This window comes from Williamwhitmania sp. (genome assembly GCA_035529935.1).
Classification (GTDB): domain Bacteria; phylum Bacteroidota; class Bacteroidia; order Bacteroidales; family Williamwhitmaniaceae; genus Williamwhitmania.
The window spans coordinates 24,043-37,307 of record DATKVT010000068.1 but is presented as its reverse complement, the minus strand read 5'-3'; the positions used below and the strand labels follow the sequence as shown (position 1 = coordinate 37,307).

The following is a 13,265-nucleotide window of genomic DNA, read 5'->3' as shown; positions in this document are numbered from 1 at the left end:
ATCGTTGATGGCACTGATAAAGTAGAGCATATTTCCTGCGGCATCGCGAAGAAGTGTGGTCATGATTTCGCAGTATACAATGGTGCCATTTTTGTGGATGTAGCGTTTTTCCCACTTGTCGAATGATTTATCGCCGGCACTAATAGCATCGATTATCTGTTGATCCCTTTCTACATCATCTGGATGGGTAATCGAGCGCCAAGGTTTGCCAGAGAGCTCTTCTTTGGTGTAACCGAGCATTTGGCAGAAGGCTCTATTTACATTTATTTTTCCATAGAAATCGGTAATTGATTTTCCCATCAAGGAGTATTCAAATACGTTTCTGAACAGTTCCTCGTTTTTCTCCAGCTGCTGAGCGGCTTCTCTTTCGGCTGTTTGGTCGTGGAATACAATAACTACTCCATTTGCCTTATTGCTAGAGGTGGTGATGGAGGCCATACTTGTGGTAACCGGAACTCTTTTGCCGTTGCGAGCAACGAGAATAACACGATAATCCTGTATAACTGAATTTTTATCGCACCGCACCTTTTTTAGTGAGTATTCCACTGGGTCATTGGTCTCCTCTGTTACCAAGTGAAATATTTTTTCCAACTTCTTGCCACTTGCCTCCGTCTCCGTCCAACCGGTTAACTTTTCGGCCATGTGGTTCATCATTTTCACTTTGCCATCTACTGCAGTGGTGATTACTGCGTCGGCAATACTGTAAAGTATGGTGCGAAATTCCTCCTCTGCGCTGCGCAGTTCTTTTTCGGCAAGGAACAGCTTTTTGTAAATACTCGTTTGACGGTTTTTGAAGTATAGGGCAAGTGCAATAGTAATGAGAATGGTAGATATCAGTATAATGGCAACAATTCCAATGGCTCTATAGTAGAGCTCCGAAAAAATTTCACTTTTATCGATTTTTGCAACCATAAACCAGGGTGAATCGGGGATATGCCGAATATCGGATACAACCATCACGTTGCGGTAGTCGTAACCTTCGTATATACCCGTTCCGCCAAGCGCTGCTTTTATGCCTGGAACTTCGGTGTGCGAAAGGTCAATGTGCAAGTTCAGTGCAGCATTTTTTGAAAAGCGTAGCTCGTTAAGGAAGGTGATTTTTGTGCTGTCCTTTCGGAGAAGAAGTGTTTCCCCAGATTTGCTTGGCAGTGGCCAGGTTTGAATGAGAGGATATAGGTAATGTTCTGGATCGATGCGTAAGACAAGGTAAGCCTTTGCTATGCTGTTTTGGATGGAAATTGGTGCGGCAATATCCAAATAAATGTGGTTGGTAATGCTGCAGTAAAAAAAATCGGAAAACGATGCTGAAGTTACGGTAAGGAGCTGCTTGTTCGGTTTACATTCATCGAAGCGGGAATCTACATCAAATATTTTTTCTCCTGATGTGGAATAAATCATAACATTCTCGTATCCATACTGGATTTTTAGCAAACTCATTCGGTTGAGAATGTCCTTTTTAAGAGTTATATTTTTGTTAGAAATATAGTCGTTAACTGCCTTTTGAAAAAAGGGACTCTGCGCGGCAATATTGGCATCACCGAGTCTATCCTTTCGCCATCTATCAATTTGTTGCGTTTTTAGTTCGGCAATGGCCTTGAGTTCATTGTATTTTGCCTTGCGGATGCTTTGTTCCTGATTGCTGTAAAAACGATACCCTCCCAAAGTTAATATAGCTGCAATTGTAACAGTTGCAATGATCAGTGTTATAATATTTTTCCTAGGTAAAGCAGAATTCATGAGGCTTATTTCGTTAGCTGGTTGGTGGCCAAATTATTTGGTAAACTCAGCAAAAGATAGATGATTTTATTTGTAATGTCAAGGCCATGACAGTAAGCGTCACTCTTTAGCTTGAATTTGTTTGAAACATATGTTATGTCAAATGTTAATGTCATTTGGATCTAAAAAATGAGGATTTACCCTCAAATACTGTGCTATAATGTAATTATTTTAGTGATTTATCATATAAAATAGGTGTAAACCATATCTTCGTCATACATTTACCGTAGAAACAGTGAGTTAAACAAACATTGTGTTCGGAATGAACAGGCTGATAACTATTCTCATATTCATTGCTATAAGCCCGGTAGCCATAGGCCAGAACTGGAACAAAATAGTTATGGACGAGCGTGATGCGGAATATCTAGTTGCTACGATGCAGTATGAAAAGGCGGCTGATGCATATAAGAAGATTCTGCGGGAGGTTCCTCAAAGTGCCAGCATTAAGAGTAGGATTGGATATTGCTACCTTCAAACCGACGATAAACAGCTGGAGGCATTGCCATTCCTAAAGGAGGCCGCGGAGCACGTATCAGCAAAATATAGCGAGACCTCCATCAAGGAGACCGATGCACCCCCTGAAACCTATTTCCTTTTAGCACGAGCTTATCAAATCGGTGGACAGTTCAACGATGCCATTGATGCCTACAACAAGTATAAGGATATGCTTAAGGCGGACGATCCCATGCACAAGTTGGTGGACAATTGTATTTTAGGCTGCAAAAACGCTCCTAGCTTTGAACAGAATCCCGAGATGGTGAAGGATGTAAATCTGGGTGGAAAGGTGAATAACGAGTTTTCAAACTTCAACGCAGTGCTCTCTGGCAATGGAAAAACACTGGCTTACACTACACAAACAAGAAATGGGTTCGACGTTTATGTGGCTAAATACATAGGTGATAGCCTTTCGACTCCACAAAAAATCACCCGTCAGCTGGGTGGCGACTTTCTAAAGACGTCGAGTCTTTCGTATGGTGGAACAGACCTTTACCTAACAAGCGTGGATCCTGAGAATTCGGATATTTACGTTAGTAGTCTTTCTGGTAAAAAATGGGAGCAGGCTGTAAAGTTGCCAAAGCCAGTAAACAGCAAGTGGAATGAAACGCATGTCGCCATTTCTAAAGATGGCAGAACCCTTTATTTTACAAGCAATAGGAAGGGCGGAATTGGAGGGTTGGATATATACAAAACCACCCTTGGTGACAAAGGTAAATGGACTGAGCCAGTAAACCTAGGACCTGAAATAAATACCCCATTTAACGAGGATACGCCATTTTTATCCCCTGACGAAAAGTACCTCTTCTTTAGTTCCGAGGGGCACGATGGTATGGGAGGCTATGATGTGTTTTTTGTAAACTTGGAGGGAACTCCTTCTGTTGTGAATTTGGGCTATCCGGCCAATACTCCCGGTGACGACCGCTTTTTCTTCCCGCTAAGCGATGGAAAGTCTGGATATGTAGCCTCGGCACGTCCGGGTGGTCTTGGTAAAAACGACCTATACAAAATTACTATCAGTCGGATGTTCACTCTTGCCGGAAAAGTTTTGGCTGCTGCTCCCGGGGAGGTGGAGGGCCAAACTTCTGTTTTTATTATTGATGCATCTACCCACGATACCATTGCGCGACCAGTTGTAGATGGGGCTACGGGTAGTTTTACCAATAGCCTCGGTGCTGGGAATTATGTGGTATCGGTAGAGAACAGCCACTTTGAACCAAGCACACAACAGGTAGATATCCCGGAGAACTTTGCCAAACGAAATGTTGACATAACTGCAACCCTAACTCCCTTGCCTCAGCAGGTGGCAGCAACAACCGTTCCAGCTGTAGCCGATACGGGTTCTAATAAACCCACTACTCCTCCAGAGGCGAAGAGTGAGCCAGCATTGGTAGAGATGCCAAAACCTGAAGCAGAGGAGAAACCTGTGACGTTAGCAGAAAAGCCCAACGTGAGAACTGCGAAAATAGAGCCTCCTGCATCTGCTGAAGTAACCACGGCAGATAGGCCTGCGGGGATGCAGATCACCTACTCGATCCAGTTGATGGCGCTCAAACGGCTTATCGGAGTTGAATATTTCAAGGGCGTGGAAGGTGTTGAAATTACCACCTCCCCGGATGGCTTTTACAGATATAGCGTAGGAACTACAACATCGCTGGCACAGGCCAACGAAACCCTTAAACAACTGCAATCGCAGGGTTATGATAGGGCATTTGTTCGTGTTGATCGATTTGAAGCAGCCTATACCGTTCAGCTGATGGCTCTTAAGATACCAGTTGAAACTAGCTATTTTAACAATTTAGAATCGGTTGAGGTAAATAAAGGGCTGGATGGGTTTTACCGCTATACTTATGGCAGCTACTCTACCTTTCAACAAGCTGCAATGGCTCTAAAAGAATTAAATGAAAAGGGTTACCGTCAAGCCTATATTCGATTTGTGAAGCAGTAGTAAACTAAGGTATTGCATTAATAATATCAAAAATAAAAGCTATCCCAAACGGGATAGCTTTTTACATGAACCTATTAAGAAAACCTCTATTTCAGAAGTTCCAAAACTTTAGCTTTTAGTTCGTCACCACGAAGGTCGGTAGCAGCAATCTTACCATCCTTACTAATGAGAACAGTGTGAGGAATGGAGTTAACCGAGTAGAGTTTAGCTACTGCACTATCCCAAAACTTGAGATCAGATACCTGAGGATAGGTTATGCCATCGTCCTTAATGGCCTTAACCCAGCTGGCTTTATCCTTGTCGAGTGATACTCCAATAATCTGGAATCCTTTTCCCTTGAGTTCTTTGTACATGGCAACAACGTTGGGGTTCTCCTGACGGCAAGGGTTGCACCATGATGCCCAGAAATCAATCATCACCACAGTTTTTCCATCAACCAACGATGAAAGGGAAATATCCTTACCGTTGGGATCGGGTAGGGTAAAGTCAAGGTATGGTTGACCAACTGCCGTTTTGCGAAGCATTTCAATCTTCTCCTTGAGTAGAATTACGTAGGGCGATTTTGCCAAGGTTGAATCGAGACTTGCGGTAACTTTTTCTAACTCAGAGAATTCAAGCGTATGTGAAAGAATACGGTAGGTAACAAAGGCAGAAACAACGCTACTTCTATTGTCGGAAACAAAGTTGGTTAGAAATTTCTGCTGGCCATTCTGGATGGAGTCGTATTCTACATCTAGCTCTTTTTCAACAGTTGGAGTTATAGCGTTGGCCGATTTTAGTGAGTCTGCCTTTTTATAGAGTTGCTGCATCTGTTCACGGAATGGGAGCATGTCCTTATTCAGTTTTACAAACAGATTGTGGGTTGCAGATCCTTTAATCTCTGCTTTTTCAACGGAGTCAAGGTTAACTTTTACATTGATGTCCGCATTTTCAACAAATAGTTGAATTGGTTGGTTCTGTCCAATACGGATGAAGTAAAGGTCGGGAAGCTCTACCTTTCCCTTAAATTCTACCTTATCATCTTTAACTTGTGCGCTGTCAACGGTAACGAAATCTTGATTGTCGATTTTTTGAAGGTAGGCTATCTTTGCGGTCGACGGCCCTTCAATCTTTACCTTGATATCGTAGCTCGGCGTTTTAGTGCAGGCTACCAGTGCTAAAATTGGGAGTAATCCCAGTAGTAGTTTTTTCATTTTTTTTCAATTTTGGTTGTTATATACCTAGTAAGTAACACATTTACCTACCTTTTAGTTGTTTAAAGTAGTGATCAAGTAACACTTTTGCAGCAGCAAAGGAGGTTATTTGGTTGTTGAGCACCTCCTGCTCTAGCTTGCTTATCAACACCTGAAGCGATGGATTGCAGTAGAAGCTCTCCTTGAGCGTCTCATTTACCGATTCAAACATCCAGTATTTTGCCTGCTGTTGACGTTTATCTGCAAAGTAGCTATTTTTTTTCGTCAGTGCTAGGTATTCTAGGATGGTGTTCCACAGCTCAAGGATACTCTTTTTATCAAAGACGCTGCAGGTGAGCACATGCGGATCCCAACCCGACTCAGCAGGTGGGTAGAGGTGAAGAGCTCCTTCATACTCTGCTCTGGCTATCTGTGCCTTTTGTATATTTGCTCCATCGGCTTTGGTAATGGCCAAAATGTCGGCCATCTCCATAATTCCTCTTTTAATTCCCTGCAGTTCGTCGCCAGCACCAGCCAACATAAGCAGCAAAAAGCAATCGACCATGGAGTGAACTGCCGTTTCTGACTGCCCAACACCAACGGTTTCAATAAATACAACGTCGAAACCGGCTGCTTCACAGAGCACTACCGATTCCCGAGTTTTTCGGGCCACACCACCCAGCGACCCGGCGGAAGGAGAGGGGCGGATAAAGGCATTAGCATCGCTGGAGAGCTCTTCCATGCGCGTTTTATCTCCCAAAATACTCCCTTTCGATCGCTCACTTGAGGGATCGATGGCCAGTACGGCCAGCTTATGGCCTTGAGTTGTGATTTGCATGCCGAGCGACTCAATAAAGGTGCTTTTACCTACCCCTGGAACACCTGTTATTCCAAGGCGTATGGAATTTCCAGAGTGGGGCAGGCATCGTTCAATAACCTGCTGTGCAATGGAATGATGCTCGGGTAGTGCGCTTTCAACGAGGGTAATAGCCTGGCTAAGGATGGTTCGATTTCCAGCTACTATTCCTTCAACATACTCGTCAACCGTGAATTTTTTCTTTCTTACTTTTCGTATCTGGTTGGCTGCATTGGGGTTAACTTGCGGAGGCTGGTCAATTCCACTGTTCACGCTCAATGCACTTCTTTGATCCACGTTTTTCACAATTCCTGATGATTATTCTACAAATGTAAGAATTTTATGATGACAGGATTGGCTTGCTAGGCGGACAAAATAGAATGGGAACCGAACTTTGCAATTGCGATAGTCTATGATTGGGTCAATAAGTTGATATATAGGTAGTTGATTTGGTGTATAAAAAAGCTGAAGCATCATGTGACGCTTCCGCTTTTTTAAATATTTAGACCGAAAAATTGTGGCTACTCCTGTTTTGGCATTACATCACCAGTGAGACGTAATATAACATTGGAGTTTTTTGGATCGTTGCTAGTAACCGTTATGGTTTTAGTTTGATGGCCTGAGTAGTGATCGGAACGGAAAGTAGCCTTGATAACTGAACTTTGGCCCGGTTTAATTACGCTAATATCGGGCGCAACGGAGGTGCAACCACACGAAGCCTTAACTTTTCTGATAACGAGGTCCGACTTACCGGTATTGGTGAATTTGTATACGTGTTCAACAGGAGTTCCAGCAACTACACTACCAAAGTCAAAAACCAACTCGTCGAAGTGGATAGCTGGTGCGTTTGCCAGCTGTTCTGGTGTAAGTTTCGAGAAATCTTCCATGATGTTTGCACTCACCGTGAGTAGATTATTCGGCACCTTTTCGCCGTTGAGCAGCACTTCAAAATTGTCGGTTACAAAACCCCAGTCGTTTTTCTTTGCCGCATCGTAGGTGATCATAATATTACCCTTTTCACCAGGTTTCAAAGTTTGGGGAACGGCTTTGATGGTAAGGTGAGCTGGTATAAAGCCGAAAGTAACTGTTAGTGGATTGCTGCCAGCATTAACCATTGGCAAGGAATCGGTCTTAACCTCCGTGTTAATGAGTCGAATAAAGGCTTTGTAGGATGATTGAAGACGCAAATCACCTAGTTGACGAGGGTAGAGGTCGGCAAGCGTTTTTTCGTGCTCCTGCACAGCACCTTTAATGCGCAACACTGCAACGTTTGGCGATTGATTGTAGTTAATGGTAATGGTCTTCTCAAATGGACCTGGTCTGTTCTTGGGATCGTAGGTTACCTTTATGGTCCCTTTTTGTCCAGGAGCTACCGGAGCCTTGGTCCACTCGGGAGTGGTGCAACCACAGGAGGCGGTTACATTGTTGATAATGATTGGGGTGTTAGCCTTGTTCACAAATTCAAAGGTGTAAATGGCTGGGCCACCATTTTCTTTGATTAGTCCAAAATCGTGAACGGAGCTTTCAAAGTTCATGTTTGAGTTAGGAATCTGGGCAAACATGGTTGTTGCTGTAAGCATCAAACCGAGTAGGGACAAGTGCTTAAGAATGTTGTTCTTCATGACTTTTGAAATTTTTTGTTCCAAAGTTATGCTTTTTTGAATTTTATGCTCGAAATATTCTAACAATCTTGAATTATTAAGAAATTTTAACTTTGATGCCGAATAAAAGTCGGCTGCAGTGATTGCGTTTCAAACGAAATGGGCCTCAGAATACCGTCTGTAGGTGTGTTCTTTTGAAAACTCTTTATAACTTTACAGCTGCAGAGGCCTATAGCTATTGATAACCACATGAATGTGCATGAGTTTCCTTTACGAGCACGTATCTAATTCACCTAAAATACGTCGTCACTACGGCTTTCGGTTGTGCATTCGTGCAGCAATTGGTAGGGTATTCAATATGAATTTACCCTTGAGGATTATTGTCTTGCTGCTAGTGGTAATGGCAACAAGCAGCAATGTTGAGGGGCAATTCTACAACGGATTGCAGATGAGCTTTGGCAAAAGTAGGCTCCAGTTTAACACCTTTCAGTGGACCTACCTTCGTTACGACCGTTTTGATGTTTACTACTACCAGGAAGGACAGGAAGTAGCTCAATATGTGGCTAGAATTGCTGAAAAAAAACTCAGCGATGCAGAGGAACTATTCTACAATCCCATCGATAGCCGACTTATTTTTATTGTCTACAGTCGACTCTCCGATTTCCGTCAGAGCAACATTGGCCTTGTGGGCTTCTCCGATGAGTATAATATTGGAGGAACCACTACCATTATCGACAATAAAGTTTCGATCTATTTCGACGGCAGCCTCGAAGACTTGGAGAAGCAGGTGTCAGAGGTGGTTGCAGCAGTGGTTATTCAGAACCTATTAACTGGATCCACCTTGCGCGATAAGCTCACTGGAGATACAAGCGTTGATCTCCCCGAATGGTTTCAAAAAGGGCTGGAGAAGTATACGGCTCAGGAGTGGAGTTCCGAAACCGATGCACGGTTCAAAAATGGCTTTCTTACTGGACGCTACCATCGGCTGATATCCCTTACGGGTGAAGATGCCGCCTTGGCTGGTCAATCGTTTTGGTTCTTTGTGGCTCGAACCTATGGCAGGGGAACCATCTCCGATATCCTTTACCTCACCCGGGTGAATCGTGATTTTAATTCTGCATTCTACCAAGTGCTGGGAACTAGAGTTAAGGCGTTGGTGAAAGATTGGGGGGCCTTTTACTGCAATCGCTTTAGCGACGATAGTACTAGGGTTGAACCAACCGGCCTTGCAGTGGTAAAGCATCCCAAGGTTGGAAGAACCTACATGCAGGTAAAGTTGAGCGCCAATGGAAAGTATTTGGCTTATGTCACCAACGAAATGAGCCAGCAGCGCGTTTGGCTATACGATATTCAGCGCAAGAAAACCAAAAGAATCTTTTCGTTAGGATACAAGCTCGAGCAGATTCCCGACTATACCAACCCTGTTTTAGCTTGGCATCCCAACTCCACCATACTCACCTTTACCGTAGAGGAGGAGGGGTGGATTTACCTCTATTTTTACAATACGGAGACTAGAGAGCTAACAAAGCGTATGCTGCCCAACTTCAGAAAAGTGCTTGCCTACTCGTTTTCGCCCGATGGCTCCAAGCTGGTGCTCTCGGCGGTAACTCATGGGCAGAACGACATGTTCATTTTTAATATGGCCAGCGGGGTGGTGGAGCAAATTACCAACGATCCCTATGCCGACCTTTACCCTCGATTTATCCATCGTGGTAGGGCAATCCTTTTCACTTCAAATCGCCCTGGTGATACCCTTCAGGCGACCGATTACAAACATTATAAGCCATTGCGCGCTCAGAACCTGTTTACCATCGATTATCCCATTACTACACTGCCTGCCGTGGCAACTCGACTCGACGATTTTTCTTCGTCTGTTAAGCGTTCACCTGTTGAGCTTTCCAACAATCGTTTTGCTTTTACCGACGACAAAAATGGCATTAACAACTGGTATGTAGGCAAGGAGGATAGCTTAGTTAGCTTCGTCGACACGGCAATTCACTACCGTTATCTAATGCATGTGGCACCACAAAGCAACTACAAAGGCTGGATATCTTCATTCGATTTTAACCCCGCAAGATCAACCTACGCAGAGGTGGTGATGCAGGATGGTTTAACCAAAACCTATCTTGATGAAGCAGGTAATGAACTTGATAACTTTTCTGTAAAGCCTTTACGTCCAACGGTGTTTGAGGCAGAGGAGCAAAAAAAGGAGCATGAGCAGGATAGCATTGCAGCCATAACTCCACCCATGGTTGTAATTCCCATGACGGTTGCCGATAGCGTGGAGCAAGCCAATGCCCCTGCTGACAACGCAAAGGTAGATGTGAATAGTTACGTGTTTGAGGACGAGAAATTGAACAGCTACTTTGCCCGAAAGTATGGTGATAACTTCTACATTCAACGTCCGGAGGCTGATAGCGTGGAGCGGAAGAGGGTACATGTTTATCACACCACCTTTTATCCCCACTCGCTTGTTAGCCAAATTGATTTTGGGTTTCTGAATGCGTCGTATCAGCCCTATACCGGAGGAGCCGTTTACTTCAACCCGGGATTGAATGTGCTCTTCAAAATTGGCACGCGCGACCTGTTTGAAGATTACCGCCTAGTTGCAGGCGTTAGCTTTGCCAGCGATTTTGCTAGCAATGAGTATCTGCTCAGCTTCGAGAATCTGAAGGGACGATGGGATAAACAGCTGGTTTTCCATAGGCAGGCCTTTAAGAACGAAACGGCTACTACCATTGAGAAGGTACACTCCCATGAACTTCTTCTAGCGTTAAAGTATCCATTTACACAGGTTTCAGCCTTTAGGGCCACCTTTACCTTAAGGCACGATAGGCAGGTTATGCTGGCAACCGACTACCAAACGCTTGGTGCGCCAAATACCAACAAGCTATGGGGTGGTGTAAAGTTTGAATATATCTTTGACAATACCATCCGTCGTGGACTCAACATTTTCTATGGCACTCGCTACAAGTTTTTTGAAGAATCATACGTGCAGGTCAACGGAAATAATCCAGATTTACATGTGGTTGGCTTCGATTTTCGCCACTACGCAAAAATTCATCGTGATCTCATTTTTGCTTGGCGGTTCGCCACCTCAACCTCGTTTGGCAAGGCTAGGTTGGTTTACTACCTAGGAAGTGTGGATAATTGGATAAACTTTAGCAGCACCGTTCCCACCTTCAACAATAATATTCCTGTGAAACAGGAGGCTTCCTATGCTTTTCAGACGTTGGCAACCAACCTGCGCGGTTTTCCCCAAAATGTAAGAAACGGCAATAGTTTTGCCGTTATCAACAACGAGGTTCGCTGGCCATTTGTACGATACTTTGCCAACCGGTCACTCAGTTCAGGGTTTTGGGACAATCTGCAGGTATGCCTCTTTGGCGATATTGGCTCGGCTTGGACGGGTTTGAATCCTTATGGAGAACAGAATGGCTACGATAAGCGCACCGAGCAGAAGGGAACCATTACGGTGGAGGTGGAGACTAACCTTGACCCAATTGTATACGGTTATGGATTTGGAGTTAGAAGCAAAATATTGGGTTACTTTATGCGGTTCGATTGGGCTTGGGGTGTGGATTCTGGTGTAAGGCAACCACGAATTTTCTACTTTTCGTTGAGCACCGATTTTTAATAAGTGCGGAGCAATTGTTAACTTAGCATGTTGTTTTGACATTATGCAAGATAAGTGATAGCATGGCTTTTACTGTTTCTGAAAAAATTTGACCATGATAAGTGTAGATGAATTGCTGAAAGAAGCACGGCAGCTATTGCCAAACATGACGAAAACTCGACGGGAGATACACCAGCACCCGGAGCTCTCTTTTCAGGAGTTCTCAACCTCTGCTCTGATAATGGAACGGCTGGAAGGTTTGGGTATTGAGCACCATTCTATTGCTGGTACCGGCGTTTATGCTATTGTTCGCTGCGGAAAACCCAACGCCGAGGTAATTGCTTTGCGAGCAGACATGGATGCATTACCAGTGACTGAGGCAACGGGATTGCCCTTTGCCTCAACGGTAGCAGGGGTAATGCACGCCTGTGGTCACGATCTACACACATCGTGTCTTTTGGGTGCAGCGGAGCTGCTGATAGGGCACAAAAAGCAGTTGAACTACGATGTGCTGCTGCTTTTTCAGCCTGGAGAGGAGATGATTCCCGGCGGTGCAAAAAAGATTATAGAGGAGGGGCTTTTTGACAAGTTCAAGCCAAAGGCCATGTTTGCCCTGCACGTGGACCCCGATTTACCGGTTGGTAAATTTGGATTTCGTCCAAGTTGGTATATGGCATCCGGTGATGAGATATACCTCAAGGTTACCGGCAGAGGTGGACATGCGGCACTACCACACACCGTTACCGATACGGTTTTGGCCACCGCCGAAATCATTGTTTCACTACAGCAGGTGGTGAGCCGACGGGCTCCAGCCGGGATTCCAACGGTGCTCTCCTTTGGGAAGGTAGTAGCCAATGGGGCCACCAACGTTATTCCCGATGAAGTTTTGGTGGAAGGAACCTTCCGCACGTTTGATGAAACATGGCGCACTAATGCTCATCAAGTTATTACCGATGTGGCCGTGAACATTGCTAAGGCTCATGGTGCGCAGTGCAAGGTAGAGGTTAAGCATGGCTATCCTGCGCTATACAATAACCCGGAACTCACCCAGTACTCCATTGATATGCTTGCAAGGCTTTGGCGTAGCGAGAACATCAATGCACTTGATATTAGAATGACAACCGAAGATTTTGCTCGCTATTCGCACCTCTTTCCCTCAGTGTTTTTTAGGCTTGGTGTGGCAGGTCAAAAGAGCGTTGGTCGCCTTCATGCTGGGAATTTCAGCCCCGACGAGGAGGCCTTGTTTTACGGCTCAGCCAGCTTGATCTGGTTGGTATTGTCTTTGGAGTGATTTTTTAACTGCCTGTAATGGAGTGTGATGTGTCTCGGCCAGCTAAATTAGTTTAAAATGATTCTATTTAAGGAAATATTTTTTTTATATTTCGAATTGCGTTTAAATTTGCGAAGTCTAATTGACGTTTAACCAAAAATTTTAAGCAATGGCTTATAAAATTAGCGAAGACTGCACCGCTTGCGGTACCTGCATTGACGAGTGCCCAGTAGAGGCTATCTCATCAGGTGATATCTACAAGATTGATCCAGAAGTTTGCACAGATTGTGGATCATGTGCTGATGTATGCCCAGTAGAGGCTATACATCCAGTATAAGTGATGCAACAGAAGCACAAAAGCCTTTCCGCTATGCGGGAAGGCTTTTTTATTGCCCTCATCTAATCTAACGGCAAATAATCCGCAAAGGTGATGGAGTTGGATTTGTATCGAAATTCCCATTACTCATTTATAAAGGCCAAGCGAGTCAAAGGGTATCAACTTAAATGCTTAGAATTGGCCAGTTGGGTTTT

General features: G+C 44.3%; 7 protein-coding genes. 3 read left to right on the top strand and 4 right to left on the bottom strand.

Annotated elements, in window-relative coordinates:
* The coding region (locus VMW01_05120; protein ID HUW05619.1) for a PAS domain S-box protein at window positions 1–1,737 on the bottom strand (1,737 nt) is incomplete at its 3' end.
* Window positions 1,738–2,038: 301 nt separating this feature from the next.
* Here VMW01_05120 and VMW01_05115 point away from each other — a divergent pair.
* On the top strand, window positions 2,039–4,219 hold the full coding sequence (locus VMW01_05115; GenBank protein ID HUW05618.1) for a hypothetical protein: 2,181 nt from the start codon (window positions 2,039–2,041) through the stop codon (window positions 4,217–4,219).
* Window positions 4,220–4,305: 86 nt separating this feature from the next.
* On the opposite strand, the gene VMW01_05110 is transcribed toward VMW01_05115, so the two are convergent.
* The 3 genes from VMW01_05110 to VMW01_05100 all read right to left on the bottom strand — a co-directional run bounded on the left by VMW01_05110 (window position 4,306) and on the right by VMW01_05100 (window position 7,869).
* Window positions 4,306–5,412, bottom strand: coding sequence for a TlpA disulfide reductase family protein (locus VMW01_05110; GenBank protein HUW05617.1), 1,107 nt, complete (start codon window positions 5,410–5,412; stop codon window positions 4,306–4,308).
* 43 nt (window positions 5,413–5,455) lie between these two features.
* Window positions 5,456–6,553 carry a methylmalonyl Co-A mutase-associated GTPase MeaB gene (gene meaB / locus VMW01_05105; GenBank protein HUW05616.1) on the bottom strand — a complete coding sequence of 366 codons (1,098 nt, stop codon included), beginning with the start codon at window positions 6,551–6,553 and terminating at the stop codon, window positions 5,456–5,458.
* Window positions 6,554–6,768: 215 nt separating this feature from the next.
* Window positions 6,769–7,869, bottom strand: a complete 1,101-nt coding sequence (locus VMW01_05100) for a DUF1573 domain-containing protein (protein ID HUW05615.1) — start codon at window positions 7,867–7,869, stop codon at window positions 6,769–6,771.
* A 238-nt stretch (window positions 7,870–8,107) separates the two neighbouring features.
* Between VMW01_05100 and VMW01_05095 the strand changes: the two genes are divergently transcribed.
* Both VMW01_05095 and VMW01_05090 read left to right on the top strand, forming a co-directional pair.
* Window positions 8,108–11,485: a hypothetical protein gene (locus VMW01_05095; GenBank protein ID HUW05614.1), complete on the top strand. Its 3,378-nt coding sequence runs from the start codon at window positions 8,108–8,110 to the stop codon at window positions 11,483–11,485.
* 94 nt (window positions 11,486–11,579) lie between these two features.
* Window positions 11,580–12,755: a M20 family metallopeptidase gene (locus VMW01_05090; GenBank protein HUW05613.1), complete on the top strand. Its 1,176-nt coding sequence runs from the start codon at window positions 11,580–11,582 to the stop codon at window positions 12,753–12,755.
* Window positions 12,756–13,265 lie beyond the last annotated feature (510 nt).

Coding starts and splice junctions, on each gene's coding strand:
- VMW01_05100 (HUW05615.1), bottom strand. CDS start 7,869: ATGAAGAACAACATTCTTAAGCACTTGTCCCTACTCGGTTTGATGCTT.
- VMW01_05090 (HUW05613.1), top strand. CDS start 11,580: ATGATAAGTGTAGATGAATTGCTGAAAGAAGCACGGCAGCTATTGCCA.
- VMW01_05095 (HUW05614.1), top strand. CDS start 8,108: ATGAGTTTCCTTTACGAGCACGTATCTAATTCACCTAAAATACGTCGT.
- VMW01_05115 (HUW05618.1), top strand. CDS start 2,039: ATGAACAGGCTGATAACTATTCTCATATTCATTGCTATAAGCCCGGTA.
- VMW01_05110 (HUW05617.1), bottom strand. CDS start 5,412: ATGAAAAAACTACTACTGGGATTACTCCCAATTTTAGCACTGGTAGCC.